The organism is Mycolicibacterium aichiense, from assembly GCF_010726245.1.
Taxonomy (GTDB): Bacteria; Actinomycetota; Actinomycetes; order Mycobacteriales; family Mycobacteriaceae; genus Mycobacterium; species Mycobacterium aichiense.
This window is the reverse complement of the sequence record NZ_AP022561.1, coordinates 305,555-329,038: the sequence shown is the minus strand read 5'-3', so window position 1 is coordinate 329,038 and position 23,484 is coordinate 305,555. Positions and strand designations below refer to the sequence as shown.

26 protein-coding genes and 1 tRNA gene are annotated in these 23,484 nt (G+C 66.0%); 9 read left to right on the top strand and 18 right to left on the bottom strand.

Annotated elements, in window-relative coordinates:
* Position 1 precedes the first annotated feature (1 nt).
* The 5 genes from gluQRS (at position 2) to G6N32_RS01470 (ending at position 6,639) form a co-directional block, all read left to right on the top strand.
* On the top strand, positions 2-886 hold the full coding sequence (gene gluQRS / locus G6N32_RS01490) for a tRNA glutamyl-Q(34) synthetase GluQRS (RefSeq protein WP_115317660.1): 885 nt from the start codon (positions 2-4) through the stop codon (positions 884-886).
* Positions 887-931: 45 nt separating this feature from the next.
* Positions 932-2,401 (top strand): ABC transporter permease subunit, encoded by a 1,470-nt coding sequence (locus G6N32_RS01485; protein ID WP_115317661.1) that lies wholly within the window; start codon positions 932-934, stop codon positions 2,399-2,401.
* Positions 2,398-3,171 (top strand): amino acid ABC transporter ATP-binding protein, encoded by a 774-nt coding sequence (locus G6N32_RS01480; protein WP_115317662.1) that lies wholly within the window; start codon positions 2,398-2,400, stop codon positions 3,169-3,171. The genes G6N32_RS01485 and G6N32_RS01480 overlap by 4 nt, the downstream gene beginning before the upstream one ends.
* A gap of 29 nt (positions 3,172-3,200) precedes the next feature.
* Complete coding sequence (locus G6N32_RS01475; RefSeq protein ID WP_115317663.1) at positions 3,201-4,574, top strand: flavin monoamine oxidase family protein; 1,374 nt, start codon at positions 3,201-3,203, stop codon at positions 4,572-4,574.
* Positions 4,575-4,878: 304 nt separating this feature from the next.
* The gene (locus G6N32_RS01470) at positions 4,879-6,639 is read left to right on the top strand and encodes an Ig-like domain-containing protein (RefSeq protein ID WP_163789072.1); all 1,761 of its coding nucleotides are present in this window, start codon (positions 4,879-4,881) and stop codon (positions 6,637-6,639) included.
* Between the two features lie 40 nt (positions 6,640-6,679).
* Here the strand turns inward: G6N32_RS01470 and G6N32_RS01465 are convergent, their stop codons facing one another.
* Genes G6N32_RS01465 through G6N32_RS01455 form a run of 3 tightly spaced genes read right to left on the bottom strand, consistent with a single transcriptional unit; the run spans position 6,680 to position 10,074 of the window.
* Entirely contained in the window at positions 6,680-7,900 is a 1,221-nt protein-coding gene (locus G6N32_RS01465; RefSeq protein WP_115317665.1) for a cytochrome P450, read from the bottom strand.
* Positions 7,901-7,916: 16 nt separating this feature from the next.
* Positions 7,917-9,149, bottom strand: a complete 1,233-nt coding sequence (gene tgt, locus G6N32_RS01460) for a tRNA guanosine(34) transglycosylase Tgt (RefSeq protein WP_115317666.1) — start codon at positions 9,147-9,149, stop codon at positions 7,917-7,919.
* A 25-nt stretch (positions 9,150-9,174) separates the two neighbouring features.
* Positions 9,175-10,074 carry a haloalkane dehalogenase gene (locus G6N32_RS01455; RefSeq protein ID WP_115318909.1) on the bottom strand — a complete coding sequence of 300 codons (900 nt, stop codon included), beginning with the start codon at positions 10,072-10,074 and terminating at the stop codon, positions 9,175-9,177.
* A gap of 184 nt (positions 10,075-10,258) precedes the next feature.
* Between G6N32_RS01455 and G6N32_RS01450 the strand changes: the two genes are divergently transcribed.
* A complete protein-coding gene (locus G6N32_RS01450; protein ID WP_115317667.1) occupies positions 10,259-10,771 on the top strand; it encodes a lipoprotein LpqH in 513 nt (170 codons plus the stop codon).
* Positions 10,772-10,826: 55 nt separating this feature from the next.
* On the opposite strand, the gene G6N32_RS01445 is transcribed toward G6N32_RS01450, so the two are convergent.
* From G6N32_RS01445 to G6N32_RS01430, 4 genes are all read right to left on the bottom strand, one after another.
* Complete coding sequence (locus tag G6N32_RS01445) at positions 10,827-12,188, bottom strand: WS/DGAT/MGAT family O-acyltransferase (protein WP_115317668.1); 1,362 nt, start codon at positions 12,186-12,188, stop codon at positions 10,827-10,829.
* 180 nt (positions 12,189-12,368) lie between these two features.
* Entirely contained in the window at positions 12,369-12,653 is a 285-nt protein-coding gene (locus tag G6N32_RS01440) for a hypothetical protein (protein ID WP_115317669.1), read from the bottom strand.
* Between the two features lie 118 nt (positions 12,654-12,771).
* A complete protein-coding gene (locus tag G6N32_RS01435) occupies positions 12,772-13,044 on the bottom strand; it encodes a hypothetical protein (protein ID WP_115317670.1) in 273 nt (90 codons plus the stop codon).
* The gene (locus G6N32_RS01430) at positions 13,044-14,138 is read right to left on the bottom strand and encodes a hypothetical protein (protein ID WP_115317671.1); all 1,095 of its coding nucleotides are present in this window, start codon (positions 14,136-14,138) and stop codon (positions 13,044-13,046) included. The genes G6N32_RS01435 and G6N32_RS01430 overlap by 1 nt, the downstream gene beginning before the upstream one ends.
* A gap of 70 nt (positions 14,139-14,208) precedes the next feature.
* On the opposite strand from G6N32_RS01430, the gene G6N32_RS29075 reads away from it, so the two are divergent.
* Positions 14,209-14,337, top strand: coding sequence for a hypothetical protein (locus G6N32_RS29075; RefSeq protein ID WP_264028836.1), 129 nt, complete (start codon positions 14,209-14,211; stop codon positions 14,335-14,337).
* A 134-nt stretch (positions 14,338-14,471) separates the two neighbouring features.
* On the opposite strand, the gene G6N32_RS01425 is transcribed toward G6N32_RS29075, so the two are convergent.
* From G6N32_RS01425 to G6N32_RS01410, 4 genes are all read right to left on the bottom strand, one after another.
* Positions 14,472-14,909, bottom strand: coding sequence for a hypothetical protein (locus G6N32_RS01425; RefSeq protein ID WP_115317673.1), 438 nt, complete (start codon positions 14,907-14,909; stop codon positions 14,472-14,474).
* 191 nt (positions 14,910-15,100) lie between these two features.
* Positions 15,101-15,191: transfer RNA gene (locus G6N32_RS01420), tRNA-Ser, on the bottom strand.
* 28 nt (positions 15,192-15,219) lie between these two features.
* Positions 15,220-15,681 (bottom strand): nucleoside deaminase, encoded by a 462-nt coding sequence (locus G6N32_RS01415; protein ID WP_115317674.1) that lies wholly within the window; start codon positions 15,679-15,681, stop codon positions 15,220-15,222.
* The gene (locus tag G6N32_RS01410; protein WP_115317675.1) at positions 15,678-16,196 is read right to left on the bottom strand and encodes a tRNA adenosine deaminase-associated protein; all 519 of its coding nucleotides are present in this window, start codon (positions 16,194-16,196) and stop codon (positions 15,678-15,680) included. Before G6N32_RS01410 ends, G6N32_RS01415 begins: the two co-directional genes overlap by 4 nt.
* Before the next feature lie 96 nt (positions 16,197-16,292).
* Here G6N32_RS01410 and G6N32_RS01405 point away from each other — a divergent pair, with 96 nt between their 5' ends.
* Positions 16,293-17,237, top strand: coding sequence for a prephenate dehydrogenase (locus G6N32_RS01405; RefSeq protein ID WP_232077856.1), 945 nt, complete (start codon positions 16,293-16,295; stop codon positions 17,235-17,237).
* Here G6N32_RS01405 and G6N32_RS01400 read toward each other — a convergent pair.
* Genes G6N32_RS01400 through G6N32_RS01380 form a run of 5 tightly spaced genes read right to left on the bottom strand, consistent with a single transcriptional unit; the run spans position 17,200 to position 21,276 of the window.
* Positions 17,200-17,802: a putative glycolipid-binding domain-containing protein gene (locus tag G6N32_RS01400; protein WP_115317677.1), complete on the bottom strand. Its 603-nt coding sequence runs from the start codon at positions 17,800-17,802 to the stop codon at positions 17,200-17,202. The two genes, G6N32_RS01405 and G6N32_RS01400, sit on opposite strands and share 38 nt — an antisense overlap.
* Positions 17,799-18,587 (bottom strand): ABC transporter permease, encoded by a 789-nt coding sequence (locus G6N32_RS01395; RefSeq protein WP_115317678.1) that lies wholly within the window; start codon positions 18,585-18,587, stop codon positions 17,799-17,801. The genes G6N32_RS01400 and G6N32_RS01395 overlap by 4 nt, the downstream gene beginning before the upstream one ends.
* Complete coding sequence (locus tag G6N32_RS01390; RefSeq protein WP_115317679.1) at positions 18,584-19,228, bottom strand: ABC transporter permease; 645 nt, start codon at positions 19,226-19,228, stop codon at positions 18,584-18,586. The genes G6N32_RS01395 and G6N32_RS01390 overlap by 4 nt, the downstream gene beginning before the upstream one ends.
* Positions 19,225-20,322 carry an ABC transporter ATP-binding protein gene (locus G6N32_RS01385; protein ID WP_115317680.1) on the bottom strand — a complete coding sequence of 366 codons (1,098 nt, stop codon included), beginning with the start codon at positions 20,320-20,322 and terminating at the stop codon, positions 19,225-19,227. Before G6N32_RS01385 ends, G6N32_RS01390 begins: the two co-directional genes overlap by 4 nt.
* The gene (locus G6N32_RS01380) at positions 20,323-21,276 is read right to left on the bottom strand and encodes an ABC transporter substrate-binding protein (RefSeq protein WP_115317681.1); all 954 of its coding nucleotides are present in this window, start codon (positions 21,274-21,276) and stop codon (positions 20,323-20,325) included.
* A 157-nt stretch (positions 21,277-21,433) separates the two neighbouring features.
* On the opposite strand from G6N32_RS01380, the gene G6N32_RS01375 reads away from it, so the two are divergent.
* Complete coding sequence (locus G6N32_RS01375) at positions 21,434-21,787, top strand: LapA family protein (protein ID WP_115317682.1); 354 nt, start codon at positions 21,434-21,436, stop codon at positions 21,785-21,787.
* On the opposite strand, the gene G6N32_RS01370 is transcribed toward G6N32_RS01375, so the two are convergent.
* Both G6N32_RS01370 and G6N32_RS01365 read right to left on the bottom strand, forming a co-directional pair.
* Complete coding sequence (locus tag G6N32_RS01370) at positions 21,784-22,809, bottom strand: phosphotransferase family protein (protein WP_115317683.1); 1,026 nt, start codon at positions 22,807-22,809, stop codon at positions 21,784-21,786. The genes G6N32_RS01375 and G6N32_RS01370 overlap by 4 nt on opposite strands.
* A gap of 13 nt (positions 22,810-22,822) precedes the next feature.
* Positions 22,823-23,431, bottom strand: coding sequence for a histidine phosphatase family protein (locus tag G6N32_RS01365; protein ID WP_115317684.1), 609 nt, complete (start codon positions 23,429-23,431; stop codon positions 22,823-22,825).
* Between the last annotated feature and the right edge of the window lie 53 nt (positions 23,432-23,484).

Sequence of the window (23,484 nt, the reverse complement as noted above, 5' to 3'; positions counted from 1 at the left end):
CGTGACCCGCCCAACACCGGGCGCAGGCCGGTTCGCCCCCAGCCCGTCCGCCGACCTGCACATCGGCAACCTGCGCACCGCGGTGCTGACATGGCTGTTCGCTCGCTCGACAGGCCGGAACTTCCTGATGCGTGTCGAAGACCTCGACGACCGCACACACGACAACGTGGCGCAGCGTCAGCTCGATGACCTGGCCGCAATCGGTGTCACATGGGACGGCGAACCGCAATGGCAGTCCCGGCAGCGGGAACGCTACGACACGGTAATCGCCGAGCTGGTGGAGCGCGACCTGGTGTACGAATGCTATTGCAGCAGAAAGGATATTCTCAGCGCGCCGCGCGCGCCGCACGCCCCGGAAGGCGCCTACCCCGGCACCTGCCGTGACCTGTCTACCGCCGAGCGGGCCGCCAAGCGCGAGACAGGGCGCCCGCCCGCACTGCGGCTGCGTGCCGATACCGGCGAGTACACGGTCACCGACGTCATCCACGGCAGCTACACCGGGGTGGTCGACGACTTCGTGCTGCGCCGCGGTGACGGGGTGCCTGCCTACAACCTGGCCGTCGTCGTCGACGACGCGCGCTCCGGCATCGACCAGGTGGTCCGCGGCCACGACCTGCTGGCCTCTGCCCCCCGGCAGGCCTACCTGGCCGGGCTCCTCGGCTATCCGCAGCCGGTATACGGCCACGTTCCACTGGTCCTCAACGCAGAAGGCAAGCGGCTGGCCAAACGCGACGGCGCCGTCACTCTGGCCGAACTCGGTGTGACCAGAACGTTCGCCTTGATCACCGAATCGCTGGGCTGGCCGTCGTCGGACATGGCTGAACTGCTGGGCCGGTTCGATCCGGCCAGGTTGCCCCGCGAGCCGTGGGTGTATCAACCGGTTTGATCGCAACCCTTGGCGGGCATCTTCCACAGCATTACTGTCCGCCGAATGCGTCATTTCCCACGCGCAGCACTGCTGGCCATCGCGATGGTCGCCGCAGTGCTCCTCGGCGGCTGCGCCAAGCCCGATAGTGGCGACCCGCTGTCCTCCGGTGTGCTGCGGGTCGGCACCGAAGGCACGTATGCGCCGTTCAGCTTCCAGGACCCCGCCACCGGACAACTCGCCGGCTATGACGTCGATGTCGCCAACGCGGTCGGCGAGAAACTCGGCAAGAAGGTCGAATTCGTCCAGACACCATGGGATTCCATCTTCGCAGCACTAGAGGCCAACCGGTTCGACGTCGTGGCCAACGAAGTGACCATCACCCCGGAACGTAAGAGCAAATACGATCTGTCCGAACCCTATTCGGTCGGTGAAGGCGTCATCATCACCCGGGCAGATGACAATTCGATCACCTCGCTGCGCGATCTCAAGGGCAAGACCGCCGGTGCCAGCATCACCAGCAACTGGGCCCAGGTCTCCCGCGACGCCGGGGCGACGGTGGCCCCGGCGGAAGGGTTCACCCAGGCGATCACCCTGCTCAATCAGGGTCGGGTCGACGCTGTCGTCAACGACAGCATCGCCTTCCACGCCTATCAGGCCGAGACCAACAACCAGTCGGTGAAGATCAGCGCCACGATCGGGGAGAAGAGCGAACAGGGCTTCGCCGCCCGAAAGAACAGCGGTCTGCTGCCGGACCTGAACCGGGCCCTCGACGAATTGAAGGCCGACGGCACCTTGGCCGCGATCTCCCAGAAGTACCTCAAAGCCAACGCCACCGGAGCGCCGGCATCCGCGGGAACCGAAGCCGGACAGCGCTCGGTATGGCAGCTCATCGGTGAGAACCTGTGGCCGTTGGCCAAGGCCGCGATCACGGTGACCATTCCGCTGACCGTCATCAGCTTCGTCATCGGGCTGGTCATCGCGCTCGTGGTGGCGCTGGGCCGATTGTCCAGAAACGTGGTGGTGTCGAACGTCGCCCGGTTCTACATCTCGGTCATCCGCGGCACACCACTGCTGGTGCAGTTGTTCATCATCTTCTACGCACTGCCGCAGATCGGCATCAAACTCGACCCGTTCCTCGCGGCGGTGATCGCGTTCAGTCTCAACGTCGGCGGCTACGCCGCCGAGATCATCCGCTCGGCGATACAAAGCATCCCGAAAGGCCAGTGGGAAGCCGCCGAGACCATCGGCTACCACTACGCCGGCGCGCTGCGGCGGATCATCCTCCCGCAGGCGGCCCGGGTTGCGGTACCGCCCCTGTCCAACACCCTGATCTCACTGGTCAAAGACACCTCGCTGGCCTCGACCATCCTGGTGACCGAACTGCTGCGCACCGCACAGGTGGCCGCCGCGCCCACCTTCGAGTTCTTCGCGCTGTACGGCACGGCCGCGGCGTACTACTGGATCATCTGCCTGGTGCTCTCGTTCGGCCAGAGCCGCCTCGAGCACCGGCTGGAAAGGTACGTGGCGAGATGACCGAGACCAGCGGCGAAACCGAATACCGTGTCGTCGCCGACGGCATCGAGAAAGCGTTCGGCGACAACAAAGTACTCAAGGGCGTGTCGTTCACGGTGCAACGCGGAACCGCGACCGCGATCATCGGCCCGTCCGGGTCGGGCAAGACCACGTTGTTGCGTACGTTGAACGCCTTGGACCGCGCCGACGCCGGCGTGATCCGGATCGACGATGTCGAGATCGACTTCGCCACGCCGACAACGAAATCCGAGCTGCGCAGGTTCCAGTCACAAAGCGGCTTTGTGTTCCAAGGTCACAACCTGTTTCCACACAAGACGGTGCTGCAGAACGTCATCGAAGGACCGGTGATCGTCCAGAAGCGACCCAAAGAAGAAGCGATCGCCGACGCGGTCACACTTCTCGACCAGGTCGGACTGGCCGACAAACGCGATCAGTACCCCTATCAATTGTCCGGCGGGCAGCAACAGCGGGTCGGTATCGCCAGGGCGCTGGCGCTCAAGCCCAAGCTGGTGCTGTTCGACGAGCCGACGTCGGCACTGGATCCCGAGCTCGTCGGTGAGGTGCTCTCGGTGATCAAGGACCTGGCCGTCGAGGGCTGGACGATGGTGATCGTCACCCACGAAATCCAATTCGCCAGACAGGTTTCCAATCAGGTCTTGTTCACCGATGGTGGCGTCATCGGTGAACAGGGCCCGCCCGAGGAGGTGCTCGGCAACCCGAAGGAAGCCCGAACCCGCCAGTTCCTGGAGCGGGTCCTCAATCCTCTGTAGCCGGACCGGCGCTGTGCCACAGTGTCCTGATGCCGAAGCAGACGCAGGTCGACGCGGACGTCGTGATTGTCGGGGCCGGGCTTTCCGGAATGATCGCTGCCCGCACGGTGCTGGCGGCCGGGCTCACACCGGTGGTGTTGGAGGCCGACGAGCGCGTCGGCGGTCGCATCCTCACCGAGGAGGTCATACCCGGCCTACCCGTCGAGCTCGGCGCCCAGTGGATCGGCGACACCCACGAGAGGATGTTCCGGCTGGCTGCCGAGCTCGGCGTCGAGACCTACCCACAGTTCGACGACGGCGAGACGTCCTATGACCTCGTCGGGTCTGGAGTGTTGCGCGAGAGCGAATTCCACGCCCGCTTCGGCGACGAGCTTGCCGAGCTGGAGCGTGTGCTGCGCCGGCTGGACGAGCTTGCCGCCCAGGTTCCCGTCGATGCTCCGTGGTCGGCAAACCAAGCGGCCGAATGGGATTCCATCACCGCAGGCGCATGGTATGACGCCCAGGGACTGTCAGCGGTCGCCCGCACCCTGGTCGAGATCTGTACGGTCGGCATCCTCGCGGTGCCGACCGCGGAGGTGTCGTTTCTGCATCTGCTGTTCACCATCCAGACCTGCGGAGTGACCTCCGAGCTGTTCGCCGAATCCGAAGGAGGCGCCCAGACCACCCGGTTCGTCGGCGGCACCGGCGAGATTCCGCGACGACTGGCCGCACTGATCGCCGATCACATCATGCTGGAGGTCCCCGTCCAGCTGATCGAGCACTCCGCCTCTCGTGTGAGCGTGCACTGCCGCGGCGGAGTGGTCGCTCGCGGCCGTCGCGTGATCGTGGCCATCTCACCGACCCTCGCAGGCCGGATCATGTACGACCCGCCGCTTCCCGGGGTGCGCGATCAGCTCACCCAGCGGCTACCCAACGGATCGGCCATGAAGGCGTTCTTCGTCTACGACGAACCGTTCTGGCGCACTGACGGATTCAACGGGCAGCTGATCTCCGACGTCGGCCCGGCCCGGATGTCCAACGACACCTGCATCCCCGGTGACGATCACGGCGTGATCCTGATGTTCCTCGAAGGCGAACAGGCCCGCACCTTCGGACGCCTCCCCGAAGACGAACGCCGCGCCGCGCTCACCGCCGAACTGGTGCGCCATTACGGCGGCAAAGCGGCCCATCCCGAGTTCTACGTCGACGGCGAGTGGTCGGACCGGCAGTGGACCCGCGGCTGCTACAACGCCAACCTGGGCCCGCATGTGTGGACGGCGTACGGTCCTGCCCTTTCGGCGCCTATCGGCGTGATCCATTGGGCCTCAACCGACACCGCGACGCATTGGAGCGCCTATATGGAGGGCGCCGTCGACGCCGGCGAGCGGGCTGCTCAGGAAGTGATCTCCGCACTGGCCGGCTGACAGCGAGCCGTGAGTTACGCTACGCGACGGATCGAAACCACAACGTTGTGCCCCGGGGGGTCTTTCGATGAGCAGAACAGCCGATGGCTCCGGCACGCGCGGTTATGGCCGATACGTCGGCAGAGTCGGCGCGCTGGCCTTGTTTCTCGGGGTGGGTGCCGCACTGGCACCGGCTGTCGCATCCGCCGACTCACCCAGCGCCGGACATGCGTCATCGACAGCGGATTCCGCAGCGCCGGGGCCGTCCGCCGCCACAGGCGCAACGGCATCCCGGTTTTCTGCTCCCCTACGCAAGTCTGCACACGTGACCAACAACGCCCGCGTCACATCAGCACCGTCGCAGCGCGCGAGCACGCGGGTCGCCGCCCGCAGCGTCCGACCGGATGGGCACCCCGCGCGGCTGCCGTCCCCCGACGAGGCACTGGCCGGTGCGGCCCAGTGGATTCGCCGGCACGTCGGCGCCGCGTTCTTCAACGCGGCGCCCACCATTTCGTTCGACCCGGCACAGAACGCGGCCTCCCAGTACGGCGTGGTGACCGGCTCCCTCAACGGTGTCGATCGGGAAGGGGACAAGATCTCCTATCTGCTGACGTCCGCGCCCGCCCACGGAAGCGTGATCATCAGGCCCGACGGGACGTTCTCCTACGTGCCCACCGACAAGTTTGCCGCCACCGGCGGCACCGACACCTTCATGGTCAGGGCCGACGACCACTCCGGAAACCCACTGCACATGAACCTCTCGGGACTGCTGAATCCCGACCCGACCGACGGGCAGACGCAGATCAGCGTGACCCTGGCCCCCGGGTCGACAGCCGCGCCCGAACAACTCCAGATGGAAGCCCTGGCAGCCCAGGTCGCCAATTCGCCTCGGCTGCAATGGATCAAGGATGTGTTGCGGCCATGGTGGTTCACCATGGCGGCGTTGAAATACCTGCCGGCCGGTGGGCTCGACAGCGGCAACATCGCCCGGCTGAACCACGCTCTCGACGAGTTCACCTTCGGTGTCGCCATGCGTATGGTCAACACCGACGCCGCTCGGCCGCGAGTCTTGACCTACGAGATACCGCCCCACGCCTGGGGTCCCTTGGCTATTCCGGGCGGTCGCTGGGCATACGACAATCCCGATTCGGTCTATCGGACCATTCCGGTCAACGCCAAATACTCGTATGTGATCACCGGAAAGTTCGTCGGCGAGCGCCCTGCCGACCTCAACTTCTCGGTGTACACCGACCCGAACGTGACGAACTCGGTGGACAACATCGGGTTGCATGACCTGGTGGTGAACCCGGACGGAACATTCACGATCACGGTGGATGCCGGACCGGACGACGGCACTCCCAATCACCTGCACATGACGCACGACGCCCAGCAGGTGTTCATTCGCGACACGCTGGGACAGTGGACCGACTCGCCGGTCGAGCTGTCCGTGTCTCGCGTGGACGGACTTCCAGCGGTGACACCGAAGACCTACGATCAATTGGTCGGCGGCGCAGTCTCGTTGGCCTTGACCTCGGGCGTCGCCTTGTACGGCCTGATGCTGCTGCCCTTCGTCCAGCCGGTGAACTCGCTGGGTAAGCCCACCCACACCTTCGGAACCCTGTCCACACAACGGCAAAGCTCCACGCTGTTTCACCTCGATGACGACCAGGCCATGGTCGTCACCGTGACGCTCGGCGATGCCGGCTATTTCACCACGCCCATCACCGACGCCTGGACGATCACGCCCGACTACCGCAACCACCAGAGCAGCCTGAACTCCTCGCAGGCCGTTGGGAACGCGGATGGGTCCTACACATTGGTCATCTCCAAAAGCGATCCCGGAGTGGCTAATTGGGTAGACACGGCGGGCCTCTCGCAGGGCAGCCTTTTCGTGCGATGGCAGCTACCCAACGCCAACCCCGGCGCCGGTCCGCCTACCGTGACCTCCCGCGTGGTGCGTCTGGCGGACCTGCCGTCAGTGTTGCCGTCTGACATCGTGTTCGTCACCCCCGCGCAGCGGGCCGAGCAATTGGCAATCCGACAGCAGGGCTATGACTCGCGCTTCGACCGTTTCCTGGCGGTCTAGCCGTCTATTCCTTTACAGGTCAGGCCTATTCGCGGTGAGCTCAGACGGCGACCTCGAGGCGGGCCATGCCGCGCAGCGTGACGTGCGGTTTGTAGGTCGGCTCGGCGGCCAGCCGCGCGTGTGGGAAGCGTCGGGTCACCGCGGTCAGCGCCACCGCGGCCTCCATCCGCGCCAGCGGTGCACCGAGGCAGAAGTGCGGTCCGTGCCCGAATGCCAGGTGGCGGATCGGGGTGCGGGCCGGGTCGAAGTCGTCGGGCCGCTCGGTGACAGCCGGATCGCGATGCGCTGCCGCCAGCAGCAGCATCATGATGTCGCCCTTGGGGATTCGGGTGTCACCGATCTGCATGTCCGCGCCGGCCACCCGGCTGGCCAGCTGCACCGGTGGGTCGTAGCGCAGCGTTTCCTCGATGATGTTCGGGGCCAGGGCAGGGTCGGCACTCAACGCCGTCCAATGCTCGCGGTGCCGCAGCATCGCCAGGATGGCATTGGCGATCAGGTTGACCGTTGTCTCGTGGCCGGCGATCAGCAGCAGATTGCAGGTCGCGACGATCTCCTCTGCGGTGAGCTGGTCACCGGATTCCTCCACGGCGATCAGGCCCGACATCAGGTCGTCGCGCGGCTCCGCGCGGCGGCGCTCCAGCAATTCGCGCAGATAGCCCCGCAGCCACATTCCGGCCTTCAGACGTTCTTCGAGACCCTGGGGCTCACCGGTGAACGTGGCGAACGGGTCAAGTCCCTGCGCCAAAAGTGTTGATGCCGAACTGAACTGCGGTTCATCCTCGATCGGCACGCCCAGCAGCCGACAGATCACCGCGACCGGTAACGGATGCGCGAGCTGCTCGATGGCGTCGAATTCGCTTGTCTCGGCGGCCTTGTCGAGCAGGTCGTCGACCATCGTGGTGATGTCGGGCTCCAGCGCCTTGACCACTCGTGGCGAGAACGCCTTGCTGACCAGTTTGCGCAACCGGGTGTGATCGGGCGGGTCGAGGAACAGAAAGCCGGGGGTGCCGAACGGCCGGGGCTGCTCACCGGCGTCGATGGCCCGCTGCGCGGCGGTCGATTTCAGCCGGTCGCTGCACGAGTCGGGGTGGCGAAGCACCTCGTCGCAGTCGGCGAAGCTGGACATCACGTGCAGGGTGGACTCGGGAATCAGCATCGGGCTGCGGTCGAGGATCTGCCGGTAGACCGGGTACGGGTTGGCCCGGTTGGCGGGGTCGAGCAGTTTTACCAGCAGCTCTTGCGGCTCGGCGGCGGCAGTCATCTACCTATTGTGCACGCTATTGTGCACGCGTCGAATGGCCGTAGTAGTTGCCGAGCGCATCCTCGCGGAGCTCGTCGAACTCGCCGGCCACGATCGCGGCGCGGATCTGGTCGACCAGGCGGATGATGAACCGCTCGTTGTGAATCGTGCACAGCGTGGCGGACAGGATCTCCTTGGCCTTGAACAGGTGATGCAGGTAGGCCCTGGTGTAATTCGCGCAGGTGTAGCAGTCGCAGTCGGCGTCGATCGGGGTGAAGTCCCGCCGATAGCGTGCGCCGGTGATGTTGAAGCGCCCGGTCGGCGAGTACACCGCCGCGTTGCGCGCCACCCGCGACGGTGACACGCAGTCGAAGGTGTCGGCACCCGCGGCGATCGCGGCGAACAGGTCGTCGGGCTCACTGATGCCGAGAAGGTGACGGGGCTTGTCGTCGGGCAGCTCGTCGACGCACCAGCCGACGATCGTGGCCAGGTTCTGCTTTTCCAGCGCGCCGCCGATTCCATAACCGTCGAAGCCACGTCCCTCGGAATCGACGATGCCGGCCAGGTCCCGCGACGCCTGACGGCGCAGGTCCTCGTACTGCGCACCCTGAACCACCCCGAACAGCGCCTGCGCGGGCCGCTCCGGACGTTCGGCGGTCAGCCTGCGATGCTCGGCGATGCAGCGCACCGCCCATGCTTGCGTGCGCGCCACCGATTCCTCTTGGTAGCCACGGGTATTCACCAACGTCGTCAACTCGTCGAACGCGAAGATGATGTCGGCGCCGATCTTGTGCTGAATCTGCATCGACACCTCGGGAGTGAACCGGTGCGTCGACCCGTCGAGATGCGAGATGAACGTGACCCCGTCGTCGTCCACATGGGCCAGCCGCTGCTTGCCCTCGGCGATCACGTCGTCGGCCTGTACCCGGTTGGCGTCCATCGACAGGACCTTGCGGAACCCGGCACCCAACGACAGGACCTGGAACCCGCCGCTGTCGGTGAACGTCGGCCCCGGCCAGTTCATGAACGCACCCAGGCCGCCGGCCTCGTCGACGATGTCGGGGCCAGGCTGCAGGTAGAGGTGGTAGGCGTTGGCCAGAACCGCCTGCGCACCCAGCTCACGCATCGTCTCGGGGAGCACCGCCTTCACGGTGGCCTTGGTGCCGACGGCGACGAACGCCGGGGTGTGGATGTCGCCGTGGGGCGTGTGGATCACCCCGCTGCGGCCCCGCCGGCCGGGCAGCTCCGCGTCGACGGTGAAAAAGGGCACGTCGACATCTAACCAGCGCGGCGCGCTACTCCAGGAACCGCACGATGTGGCCGGCCAGCTCCTCGCCGGCATCCTCCTGGATGAAATGCCCGGCTCCGTGCAGCGTGGGGTGTTCGCGACCCTGCGCCCCCGCCATCTGCTGGAAGATCGGGGCCATCGCGCCGGTGATCGGGTCGCCGTCGCTGAAGGCCACCAGCATCGGCGTCGAGCCTGCGGTCAGGGTGGCCCAGGCCCGGCGGTTCGCCTCGGATGCGGGATCGTCCGGGGTGGTGGGCACCAATCCGGGCATCGCCCGCGCACCGGCGGTGAAGCTGTCGTCGGCGAAAGGGGCGTTGTAGGCCTGGCGGACGTCGTCGCTCATCGGTCGCAGGCATCCCGACTCGACGAACCGGCCGACGTCGATGCTGGGCGAGTCCTGGATGGCGCGCCGGAACTGCCACCACACCTCGGGCATGTCGAAGTCACCCGTCGGCAGTCCGGTGTTGGCGACGACGATGCGGGCGAACCGGTCGGCGTTCTCCGCAGCCAGGCGCAGCCCGATCAGCCCACCCCAGTCCTGTCCGAACAAAGTCACCCGCTGCAGATCGAGGACATCGAACGCCAACGCGCGCATCCACTCGACGTGGCGGGCATAGCTGTGGTCCTCGCGGCGGGTGGGTTTGTCGGAACGCCCGAAACCGACCAGATCCGGACAGATGACCCGATGCCCCGCGGCAGTGAGCACCGGGATCATCTTGCGGTACAGAAACGACCACGTCGGTTCGCCATGCAACAACAGAATGGGATCGGCGTCCTTCGGGCCCTCGTCGATCCACGCCACTCGCAGGCGTCCGCCCTCGTCATCGTCGAGCTCGCAATAGTGCGGTACATAAGGGAAATTCGGGATTCCCGCGAATCGCTCGTCGGGTGTGCGCAATGTCTGCATGACCGTGAAGATACCGACTTTGCCTGTGCGGCTCGTCATTTGCCCCGATGTCGGGTGAAGTTTCGGCTACGTGACTGGCAGAGGAGATTTTCGCGCATTCTTGCCATGACCGCGAATTGGCGCACCATACTTTTCTCCGATGATCCGTCAATGTCGACGGATCACCTTACATAAGGAGAAATCAGTGAAACGTGGCTTGGTGGTGACCGTTGCCGGCGCCGCGGTCCTGGTGGCCGGATTGTCAGGTTGTTCGAAAGACGACAACAAATCAACGTCGACGACGAGCGCAAGTGCGACGACATCCGCGGCTGCGACGACGACGAGTGCGGCGGGATCCCCGAGCGCGACCGCCGGTGCAGGGACCGCCACGGTGACGATCGACGGTCAGGCGCAGAACGTCCAGGGTCAGGTCGTCTGCGCGACGGCCGGCGGCAACCTCAACATCGCGATCGGCGAGGCGACCACCGGTATCGCCGCCGTCCTGTCCGCCGATGCCTCGTCCGTGCAGTCCGTCGGCCTTGGCAACGTCAACGGCGTCACGCTGGGCTACACCGCGGGCGTGCCCGGTGGCGCCAACGCCACCGCCACCAAGGACGGCAACACCTACAAGATCAGCGGAACTGCGACGGGCGTCGACATGGCCAACCCGATGCAGCCGGTGACCAAGCCTTTCGAAATTCAGGTCACCTGCCCGTAGCGGCAGCCCGGACGAAGCGGCGGCGCCCCGAGGGGTCGCCGCCGCTTTCTTGTGGTTAGACCCCGACCGCCTTTTCGAGCCCGGCCAGCGAGTCCTCCAGCTGAGCGAGCAGCCTTTGCAGATGCGGGATGCTGCGCCGGCAGCCGACCAAGCCGAAGTCGAGATTGTCGGCGTTGTTGGACATCGTGATGTTGAGCGCTTGGCCGTCGAGCGCGATCGACAACGGATAATTGCCGTCCAGCCGTGCGCCGTGCCAGTACAGCGGCTCGCGGGCACCGGGCACGTTGGAGATCACGATGTTGAACGGAGGCGCAGCCGCGGCAGCCAGCGCCGGCAGCAGGGTCAGGGCCAGGGGTGCCATGTTGAACGCAGACAGGGCCAGCTGCTGCATCTTGGGCAACTGCAGGAACACCTCTTTGTTGCCGCTGATCGACGCGTTGATCGCCGCCAGGCGCTTGGCCGGGTCACTCTCGTCGGTGGCCAGGTTGCACAGGATGGCGCCGACCTGGTTGCCACCACTGGACTGGTCATCCTCGTCGCGCAGATTGACCGGCACCATGGCGATCAGCGGCTTGTCGGGCAGGGCGTCCTGCTCGATCAGATAGGCCCGCAGCGCACCCGCGCACATCGCCAGGATGACGTCGTTGACGGTGACACCTGCGGCGTCCTTGATCGCGATGATGCGTTTGACCGGCCAGGACTGAGCGGCCACGCGACGAGCCCCACCGATCGGGACGTTGAACATCGTCTTGGGCGCCTCGAACGGCAGGGTCAGCTGTTGTTCGAGGAGGGCGGCGCGCGCGATGGTCACCGCGGAGGGGGCCAGCCCCATCATTGATCCGGCCGCTCGCCTCAGACCGCCCAGCGGCGACCCGCGGCCGTTGTCTTTGGTGCGTGCGCGCGGGCCGATGGTCCACGGCGCCCGGATCTCGTCGTCCTGCGGATCCGTCGACAGGGTGCGCCGGGTCAGCTTCATCGCCGAGACACCGTCGAGCAGCGAGTGGTGCACCTTGGTGTAGACCGCGACCCGCCCATCGTTGAGGCCTTCGACCAGGTGGGTCTCCCACAGCGGCCGGTGCCGATCGAGCAGACTGCCGTGCAATCGCGAGGTCAGCTCGAGGAGTTCACGGACCCGGCCCGGCTGGGGCAGCGCCGAGCGGCGCAGGTGGTATTCCAGATCGATGTCGCGGTCGAAGGCCCAGGTCAGGTTGGCGATGCCGCCGAAGAATGCACCAGGGTGCTTGCGGAACGTCGGCTGCACGTCCTGATAGGTGAGCAGATCGTTGTAGATGCCGGCCAGGAACTCCGGGCCCATGCCCTCGGGCGGCTCGAACAGCTGCAGGCCACCGACGTGCATGGGATGTTCTCGGGACTCGGCCAGCAAGAACATCGAGTCGGTCGGTGAAATCAGCTCCATCGATGACCTCCGCTTAGATTTCTAACCCGTGTGCCCATTACACCGGTTTGCCACACGGATTTCCCAGAGGCGTCGCGCCCGGTCAGCGGCGGCAGGAGCGAGAGTGCGAACTGATACGCCGGCGCCGGAGTGTCGCGGATGAAACCGCACGATGGAATGGTTGTCCGGCGCCGCTTTGGGTCAGCGGTGTCCGCCGCCCCCACCGCCGCCACCGCCGCTGTGGTTGCCGCCGTTGAAGCCGGGCTCGGCCACCTCGGCCTCGGTGAGCTGATCGCTGGTATCGGGAATGATCGTCGGCGCGCAGTTCATCGAGAAGCTGTCCTCGGTATCGGAGTCCGCGCACTGCGCCGCCAGCCGCGGCGTGGGGTCGGCGGCGGCGAACACCGCGACAGCCGGGGCGGCCGCGATCGCCAATCCGATTGCGGCATAAAGCAATCGTCGGGTGCTGGTCGAAGCGGTCGTCATGATCTCGAACCCCCTGGCATACAACGTTGAATCGTCAAAGCGCCAGGGTAGGCGAGGTTCCTGGGAATCGCGACGCGTCGAGCGGTATTCACAGCCATGGCGCAGGCAGGGCGACGATTTACGTAACGACGACGACCAGCAGGTAGACGCTGAACAGGATCGGGAGAACCGGTGCAGACCAGAAGGCCGCAGCCTTGAGCGTGTGCTTGTGGCGGACGGCCAAGGCCACCGCGATCGAGGTGAGGGCAACCAGCACGATGGCACCGGAGAGCACCCAGAAGCGCACTGGGGTAGTTGCCGCGATGATCGCGGTTGCGCCGAGCCACACCAGGTAGCCGACTACCGCCCCGATGAGGGCGGACAGCGTCCTGCGTACCGGCGTGGTCGCCATCAGACGACGACCACACCAGGCTGCGGCGGTCGACCCGGCAGCCTCGCGTTGAGATTGTCGGCGAACACCTGCCACACGGCCTTGTTCAGCCAGCTGGTGCCCGGTATGAGGCTGAGGTCTGACACGGGACCCGACGCGGCGACCCGCAATTCCCAAGCCAGGCGTCCGGGTATTGGACTTGCCGGCGCTTGGACGATGCTGAAAGTAATTGTGCGGCCGGCACCTTCGTTATGGCCGGGCAGCGATACGAAGGTAAAGCTGTCGGGCGTGACACTCACAACCTTCACCGGCTCGTTCTCACCGAACGGTCCTTGGAGGTTGATCGTGGCACCTTCGACCAGGTCAGCCGGATCCGCGGTGAAGGTGAAGTAATTGTTGAAATGTGCCCGGGTCTCGCTCATGATCTGCTCTTTCGTCCAGCCCTCCGGTGTGCTGAACGGGTAGCCGTAGTGATAGCTGCCATACCCTCCGCCGGGCGCGGGAGGGTCGCTGGTGTCATCCGCCGGCGAATCCTTGAAGCGGAGGGCGCTTGCGGGCTCCACGACGCTCTCCCCCTCGCCGTCGAGGAAGTTCGCAGCACCGACACCTGCCGTGGCATTCCTTATTCGCGCCGCGATCTGGCGATCAGCGAGGACGAGTTCGCCTACCCGGGCTCCTATGTCCGTAGCGAAGGCTTCAGCCTCAGCCTGCCAAATTGCCATGTCCGCCGGGCTGACCGCATTGCGGGTGGTGACCGAAAAGTCCTCGCCGACAACGAATCCAGCTTCGCTTGCTCGGTGCACCGAATCAACGACTCGCTGTTTGGCATACGCGATCTGATCAGCGCCGCGCTCAGCGATTCGCGCGGCTTCGTGAAGCCGGTCAGCCAAGCCGGTGACGCGCAGACGGTCCGAGAAAGCCCGTACTTGGGCGGCCTGAGAGGCCGAGCCGTCCCACCGAGTGCCACCCGGAACGGATATCTGCGATGAGACGCGCGTGAAAGCGTCCTCCCACCCAGCCGCTGTGTCAGTCCAGCGGGCCGCTGCCTCGCTGAGGTGGCCGACATCCCAGGCGCGGACCTGCGTTAGCGACGGGATCACACCGATGGCGGCCATCTACACCTCGGCTACCAGAACACGTAGGTCACTGGCCGAGCGATCCTCGTTCACTTCGTAGTGTGCAGCCGTGATGCTCAGACTCGCGGCGGTGTCCTGCATCCGCGCACCCATCGCACGGGCAGCGACGGCAGCGTCGGCGTTGGCGTCATTGATGGCCGCGACCGTCGCCTGCCACGTCGACCCACTGGGCGCGTAATCAGTCCCTGCGGCTATCGCCGCGCCAAGGGACCGACAGTCCGTGGCTAGCTGGTTCAATCCGACGCAGCTGGTGTCCAGCAAACCCATAGCGCCGATCTTAGGAGCTGGTCCCCGACCTGCAAGTCACCGCAATCAGCCGGCTGTGCCGATGCCGCTTCTGGAGATTGTGAAACCACGACCGCCCGCCGAGGTGCAGCTGACCCCGCTCTCTTCGGAGAGACACGTGAATTGCCCGAGCGCCATCGTCTTTCCGTAGGCGAGCGTCGGGATCCCCTGTGCGGCGTTGCCAAGGCAGCTCACGCCCGTACACGACTTGAACGTGCCGTCGTTGTTCAGCGTGACCGACTGGGGCGGGCTGTCGGTCTGGCAGTACACGCCGTCCTCGCCGACGCGGCCGCCGGTGTTGATCTCACAACTGATGTTGCGCGACGGCGAGTAGAAGCCGCAGTACTGGCCCACCGAAGTGCAGACCGAATCGTCAGCCGCCGCACTCGGTACACCGAGAACCGAGCCGACGACGAAAACGGTTGTCGCCGCGACAAACACCCGAGCCCGGAGATCTTTCGCCATGCTTACTACCTTGACGGACGCGCGCGGGGTTTGCTGGCGATTCAGCAAAACAGGCGTCAGTCGCCGGCCGTACGACGCCGAGCGTGCGTCTTGTCGTCGAGATCTCGTGCCTTTACCGCCGGTATCCCCCACTGTCGGCGAACCACTGCCGTCGACAAAGCCCCGCAAGCCAATGCAGGCTTCGGGGCTTATGGCGGTGGCGGAGGGATTTGAACCCTCGGACGGGGGTTACCCGTCACACGCTTTCGAGGCGTGCTCCTTAGGCCGCTCGGACACGCCACCGCCGAAGAGCTTACGTGTCGCGGGCGGGCTAACCCAAATCGCGCTGACGAGCGAAAAAGCCCTCCAACAGCCCGGCGCACTCGTCGGCAAGCACTCCCCCGCGCACCTCTGGCCGATGCGTCAGCCGCCGGTCGCGCACCACATCCCAAAGTGAGCCCGCCGCACCGGTTTTGGGCTCCCACGCACCGAACACCACGCGCGCCACCCGGGCCATCACCAACGCGCCCGCGCACATCGTGCACGGCTCGACGGTCACCGCCAGCGTCGTTCCCGCCAGCCGCCACCCGTCGCCGTACACCTGGGCGGCCGCCCGCAGCGCCAGAATCTCGGCGTGGGCGGTCGGGTCACCGAGCTTCTCGCGGGCGTTGGCTGCCCGGGCCAGCTCGGTGCCGTCCGGGCCGACGACCACCGCACCGATCGGCACGTCCTCGGACCCGGCCAGTCCGGCGGCGTCGATGGCCGCGCGCACCAGGAGTTCGTCGCGATTCACCGCTCGAGGCGGTCGAGCACTGCTGACAGCTCGTCGGCGAAACCCATCTCCCGCGCGATCCGGCCGAGTTGTTCGTCGGCGTACAGATCGGTTTCGTCGAGGATCACGCTCAGCACCGGCTCGGGCAGCCCGATATCGGCCAGGACACCCAGGTCACCCTCTTCGAACGGGTCGGCATCGTCGAGATCTTCCGGTGAAATGTCGGCGTCCAGAGTCTCCAGCGCCTCGGCGGCAATGTCGTAATCCAGCGCCGCCGTCGCATCCGACAACAGCAGCCGCGTCCCTGACGGCGCCGGCCGCACGATCAGGAAGAACTCGTCGTCGATGTCCAACAGCCCGAACACTGCGCCGGCGCTGCGCAATTCTCGCAACTCCGTCTCGGCAGCAGTCAGGCTGGTCAAAACCTTTGCGCTCATGGCCGAGCAACGCCACTTGCCGTCTTCGCGAACCACGGCGACCCCGAAGCCATCCGGGGCCTCCGACCCGGGGCTGTTCTGGGCACGCTGTGCTTCCATGGGCGCATACGCTAGTCGCTGATCAGGCCTTTTGACCAGGTACCCATCTGCCGTGCGGTTTGGATGTGTCAACCTGGACATGTGACGAAGACACCCGTGTGCGTCCTCGGTCTCGGGCTCATCGGCGGCTCGGTGTTGCGAGCGGCGGTCGGGGCCGGGCGTGAAGCACTCGGCTACAACCGATCCGTCGAGGGCGCCCAGGGCGCGCGGTTCGACGGTTTCTCCGCCACCACCGATCTCACCGAGGCATTGGAGTGGGCCGCCGAGCGCGAGGCGCTGATCGTCCTGGCCGTGCCGATGCCGGCGGTGTCGCAGTTGCTCAGCCACATCAAGGACGTCGCCGGCGACTGCCCGCTGACCGATGTCATCAGCGTCAAGCGCGCGGTCCTCGATGCGGTCCGTAAGGCCGGCCTGCTCGACCGCTACGTCGGCGGCCACCCGATGGCCGGCACCGCCCACTCCGGGTGGAGCGCGGGCGACGCGAGACTGTTCGCGGGAGCACCATGGGTCCTCACCGTCGACGAGCACGTCGATGCCCGGGTGTGGGAGCAGGTGATGCACCTGGCGCTGGACTGCCAGGCCGTCGTCGTCCCAGCCACGTCCGACGAGCACGACGCTGCGGCGGCCAGCATTTCGCATCTTCCGCATCTGCTCGCCGAGGCATTGGCGGAGACGGCGGGCGAGGTTCCGCTGGCATTTGCTCTGGCGGCCGGCTCATTTCGGGACGGCACCCGGGTCGCGGCGACGGCCCCCGATCTGGTTCGGGCCATGTGCGAGGCGAACGCCGAGCAGCTGCTGCCCACTCTCGATCGCGCGTTGGAGTTACTGAATCAGGCCCGTGCATCGCTGGCCGACAGGGGTTCGGTGGCCGAGCTCGTCGAGGCCGGGCATGCCGCCCGTGCGCGCTACGACAGCTTCTCGCGCCCGCAGATCGTGACCATCGCGATCGGGGAAGAGGATTGGCGCGCGGAGCTCGCCGCCGCCGGTCGGGCCGGCGGCGTGATCAGATCCGCGTTGCCAGTCCTGGGTAGTCGACGATGAAGCCGTCGGCGTCGACCGTGATCGTGGTGTCGGCGACCGGTGAGTGCAGCTTGATGCCGTCCCCGGTGTCCGGGCCGGAGCTGCCGTAGCTGATGGTGGCCTGCTTGACGGTCAGGTCGGGCAAACTCACGTACACCACCGGCAGCGTCACCGAATCGACCCGCTGATACAAGCCGGTGCGCCGGATCGGCAGGGCGTTGAAGAACGGGCTGAAGACGACGTCGACGTCCAACGCCCCTTCGTAGGCACCGCGCGACTGGCCCTGGTGATCGGTGATGAGCCACATGCCTTCCTCGTCGCGGGCGATCGACAGCTGCCGATCCCGCTCGGCGAGGGTGACGCTCATGGACAGCCGTTTGGTAGCGCCGGTCTCATCGGTCACCAGGTCATAGGAAGCGCTGAAGGCCGGGTTGGTCTCGGCGGCCGCGGCGACGATTCGGCCGTAGGCCTTGATCCGCTTCCCTGATAGCTGGACTCGGGCGGATTCCATCCGCGAATCATCGTGCGCGCGCCAGGTCAGGATCGCCGGCCAGGCGCTTTCGGTCGAGTCGTTGGCTGCACTCACCCGTCTACCGTATGCGACGGGCCGCCCCGTTCGTAACCAGGTGGGGAAGTGCGGCTCATCTGTGATGTGGGTACGCGTGCATCCAAACTGACCTCGTCGTCGAGCAACGGTTGCGGCATCCGCCGGAATCGGCCCGACCCGGGCACCGAAGCCCACACGGCCAGCGCCAGCAGCGCATCGAGCGCCAGGGCCAGCACCGTTACCAGCAACGCACCTACCAGGGCGAGGTAGAACTGGCGGACCTTGATGCCGTCGATCAGGTAGCGCCCCAGGCCGCCGAGGCTGGCGTAGGCCGCCACCGTCGCGGTCGCCACCACCTGCAGGGTCGCTGTGCGCAGTCCGCCCAAAATCAGCGGCAGCGCGTTGGGTACCTCGACGCGCAGCAAAACCCTGGTCTCGGTCATGCCCATCGACCGGGCCGCATCCACCACCGCCGGGTCGACGTTCGCGATCCCGGCATAGGTGCCGGCCAGCAGCGGCGGGATGCCCAGCAGCATCAGCGCGACCGTGGGCGGCAGCAGCCCGAGCCCCCACAGCAACACCCCGAGCAGCAGTACGCCCAGCGTGGGCAGTGCACGCAGGGCGTTGACCCCGGTGACCACCAGGAAGGTCCCGCGTCCGGTATGCCCGATCAGCAGGCCGATGGGAATCGCGATGAGCGCGGAGACGACGACCGCGACGGCGGTGTACTGCAGGTGCTCGGCGATGCGGACCGCCAGCCCGGCCCGGCCGCCCCAGTTGGCGCCGGTGAAGATGTAGTCGAGGGCCTGCTGCAGGAAGTTCATGAGCCCGCCTTCACCCGGGCCCACGGGGTGATCAACCGGCCGGCCAGCAGGATCAGCACGTCGATGACGATCGCGAGCAGGAAGATCGCGATGATGCCGGCGACGATCTGGTCACTCTTGTCGGCTTGATAGCCCTCGGTGAACCAGGTTCCCAGCCCGCCGATGCCGATGACCGAACCCACCGACACCATCGAGATGTTCGTCACCGCCACCACCCGCAGACCGGCGATAAGGACTGGAATTGACAGCGGCAGTTCAACTTTGAGCATCCGCGAGACCCGGGTGTAGCCGACCGCGGTGGCGGCGTCACGCACCTGGGCCGGTACCGCATCCAGCGCTTCGGGCACCGCCCGCACAAGCAACGCGGTGGTGTAGAGGGTCAACGCGACGATGACATTGGCCTCGTCGAGGATCCGGGTCGGGATGATCAGGGGCAGCACCACGAACAACGCCAGCGACGGAATCGTGAAGATGATGCTCGCCGTCACTGTGGTCAGCCGGCGCAGCGCGGTCGTTCGCCACACGTAGGCGCCAAGCGGCACCGCGATCACCAGACCCAGCACCACAGGAACCAGGGACAGCCGCAGGTGGATCACGGTCAGCGCCCATGCCTTGTCGAGATGGGTGAGCAGATAGTTCATGTCGCTCGCTGCTTTTCCAGCGCGTCGACCACATCCTCGGCCTTGACCCCGCCGATCACCTGACCGTCGTCGTCGACGGCTACTCCCAGGCCGGCCGGGGAGGACAGCGCTGCATCGAGAGCCAGGCGCAGCGTCCCCCCGGGGGTGAACAGCGATCCACCCGCAATTGTGCTGTCGTACAACGAACTTCCACCCCGATGCAGTTGCACGCCGTCGGCGTCCAGCCAGGCATAGGGCCGGCCGTCGTCCCTGGTGACCAGTCGCCAGTCCCCTGGCGCGAGGGTCAGCGCATCGATCTCGGCCTCGGTGACCGTCTGGATGTCATGCAGCGGCAATCCGGATGCCTGGCGGAACTGCAGGCCGCGGTAGCCGCGGTCGGTACCGATGAACCCGGAGACGAACTCGTTTGCGGGATTCGACAACAGCCGGGCGGGGGCGTCGTATTGCTGCAAGGTGCCGCCCGGACCGAACACCGCGACCCGGTCGCCCAGTTTGATCGCCTCGTCGATGTCATGAGTGACGAAGACGATGGTCTTCTTCAATTCGCCTTGCAGGCGCAGAATTTCGGCCTGCAGCTCATCACGCACCACCGGGTCGACCGCCGAGAACGGCTCATCCATCAGCAGCACCGGCGGATCGGCGGCCAGCGCGCGAGCCACCCCGACGCGCTGTTGTTGACCGCCGGACAGCTGCGCGGGATAGCGATCACCGAGCTTGGGGTCGAGGCCCACCCGCTCCAGCACCGCGTAGGCGGCCTTGCGGGCGGTCCGCCGGGACTCGCCTTTGAGCACCGGCACGGTGGCGACGTTGTCGATAACCCGCTGGTGCGGCATCAAACCGCCGCTCTGAATGACATAGCCGATCCCGAGCCGCAGCTTGACCGGGTCGACATCGGCGATGTCGCGGCCGTCGAGGGTGATCGTCCCGGAACTGGGCTCGATCATCCGATTGATCATCCGCATCGAGGTCGTCTTACCGCAGCCGGACGGCCCGACGAACACCGTCAGCGTGCCGGTCGGCACCTCCATGCTCAGGTCATCGACGGCGACGGTGCCGTCCGGGTAGGTCTTCGTGACGCCTGCGAAGGTGATCATCTATTTCCCGATCGGCTTGTCGAAACCGTTGTCACGTATCCACTTTCGCGCCGCCTCGTCGGGGTCGACGCCGGAGTTGCCGGACACGGCGGTGTTGAGTTCGATCAGTCCCTCGGTGCTCAGCTTGGCCGAGACCGCATCCAGCACGGTCTTGAGTTCATCGGACTTCTTCTGCGAACTGACCAGCGGCACGACATTGGCCGCCAGAAAGTTGTTCTTCGGATCTTCCAGCACGACCAGCTTGTTCTGAGGAATGGCCGGTGAGGTACTGAAGATGTCGGCAGCGGTGACGGTGCCGTCCACCAGCGCACGCACCGTCGCAGGGCCGCCGCCGTCACTGATCGAGACGAAGTTGTCCGGTTTGATGTCCAGCCCGTACTTGGCCTTCAGACCCGGCAGACCCTCCGTGCGACTCTGGAATTCTGATGGCCCACCGAACTTGACCTCCGCGGAATGTGCGGCCAGGTCGCCGATGGTCTTCAGATTCCATTTCTGCGCGGTGGCTTCGGACACGGCGACGGTGTCGGTGTCGTTGGCCGGCGAGGGAGTCAGGATCGACAGATCGCCGGGCAGCACCCGGAACAACGCCAACTCGACCTGATCTGGCGTCGTCACCGTGGTCTTGGAATCGAAGTACTGCAAGAGGTTTCCGGTGTACTCGGGCACCAGGTCGATGGAGTGGTCACGCACCGCGGGAATGTAAGTCTCGCGGCTGCCGATGCCGAACTGCCGGCCCACGGTGAAACCGTTTGCCTCCAGGGCCTGGGCGTAGATCTCGGCGATGATCTTCGACTCCGGGAAGTCCGCGGATCCGACGACCAGATTCTTCAGATCACCCGATGTCGATCCACCGCCAAGGGGATTAGCGCTGCCACACGAAACCACCACCGGCAGCACGAGCGCGAACAAGATCGCCGCAAACCACAGTCGCTTGCCGCCCCGCGACGCATCCATACGCGTCCTTTCACCCCGACCCGTTTAGCCGACAGTAACGACACTTACCCTGCTACGCCGAGCTTTAGATCAGCGCAAACGTTATAGATCTGTCATAACCCCATTGTTTCTACCCGGCCAGGGTGGGAACAATGACTATGTGACCACGAGTGAACCGATGGGCCCGAATTACGAGTCGACGCCGAATCCGTCGGTGCCGCCGGCCTCGGAGCCTCCCGCGCCCGGCACTGCCAAGGCAGTCAACGAGGTCAAGTTCACCCGCGCCGCGGCACTGTGGTCATCGTTGATCTTCGGATTGTTGATCCTGACGGTCCTGCTGATCTTCATCGCCCAGAACACCGGATCGACGTCGTTCGCGTTCCTGGGCTGGCACTGGTCCCTGCCATTGGGCGTCGCGATCCTGATGGCCGCGGTGGCCGGCGCCCTGGTGACCGTACTGGCCGGGGCGGCCCGTATCTTCCAGCTCCGCCGCGCCGCCAAGAAGAACCTGCGTGCAGCCCGCACGACCTAGCCGAACGCCTCCAGGCCACGGCTGATCAGCACGGCGACAGCCTCTCCCGCCTGGTCGTCGCTGTCGGCGGCATCCGCGGCCATCCGGCGCCGGAAGTCGATACCGGCCACGATGATCGCCAGCTTGAAATAGCCGAGTGCCATCTGGAAATCCCAGTGCGCCAACGGGTTTCCAGATATCACCGAATAGCGCTGAGCCAGATCGTCGGCCGACGGCATCTGGGGTGCCGTCCACGACTTGTGCTCCTGGCTGAGCAGGTCCAACATCGGATCTCGCTGCACACACATCACCGCGACGTCCGCCAGCGGGTCGCCGAGAGTGGACATCTCCCAATCCAGCACCGCCCGAACAACTGTCGGGTCATCGGGGTCGATGATGGTGTTGTCGATGCGGTAATCCCCGTGCACGATCGAGCTACGACTTTCCGACGGCACCGCGGCGGCCAACTTGGAATGCAGTCGTTCGACGTCGGTGTCACGCGGATCGTCGGGCAGCCGAACATGCTGCCACTGTGAACCCCACCGGCGCACCTGACGCTCCAGATATCCGACGGGCTTACCGAAGTCACCGAGGCCCACGCTGTCAGGGTCGATCTCATGGAGGTCGGCAAGCACCCGGATGAGGCTGTCGACGCAATCGCTGACCACGCCCGCATCGCCGAGCGCATCGAGTTCGGCGCGGGTGCGGACCACTTGGCCCGCCACGTATTCCACCATCTGGAACGGCGCGCCTCCGACAGAGTCGTCGTCGCGCATGGTGACCGCGGGCGCGACCGGCACCGGACTGCCGGCCAGCGCGGCGACCACTCGATACTCGCGGGCCATATCGTGCGCCGACGGGGTGAGCCCGTGTAGCGGCGGGCGGCGCAGCACCCATCTGGAGGCGTCGTCGAAAATCAGGAAGGTCAGGTTCGACCGGCCACCGGAGATGAACTCCGCCTGCAGTTCACCGCTACGCGCAATGCCCGCCGATCGCAGATGCCTGTCCAGTGCCGCCAGATCGAGCCCGTCCAGAGAAGTCACCAGCTATGTATAGCTAATAGCGCTGGTTGCGCGGCAAGAGATCCCAAACATGTTCGGTGGTGTTGACCGCCGCCACCGTGCCGAACCCGCTGCGGGCGTAGAGCAGGCGGGTGATCGACACGTAATCGATGGGGAACGACAGCAGCCGTTTGGTGCCGAGCAGTTCATGCAGGATCACGTTGATCACTCCGCCGTGGCTGAATACGGCCACCGTCTCGTCGTGGTCGGCGGCAGCGACGATATCGCTCAGCGCGGCACTCACCCGGCCGCGGAACTCGTCTTCGTCGACCGTGCTGGGCAGCCGGCCGTCGGCCATCCGCGCCCACTCCTCGGGGCGCTCTTTGCGCACCTGTTCGATCGGGACGTAGTGGGACAGCCCGCGGTCGTACTCGGCAAGCCGGTCGTCGATGTCGACGGTCAGCCCGGTGGCCTTCGCGACCGGCTCGGCGGTTTGCAGCGCGCGCCGCTGGGGGCTGCTGATCAGCCGGGCGAGCGGGAATCGGTCCAGTGCCTCGGGCAGCCTTCGAGCCTGGTCCCAGCCCTCATCGGACAGTTCCGGGTCGCTGCCTTCACCGGCCTCGGTGCGGTGTGGCAGGGCATGCCTGACGAGCAGCAGCTGCATGGGTGCGGGGGTCCTTTCACGCGCCGAGCGTGTGAGTTGTCGCGGATTCTTCG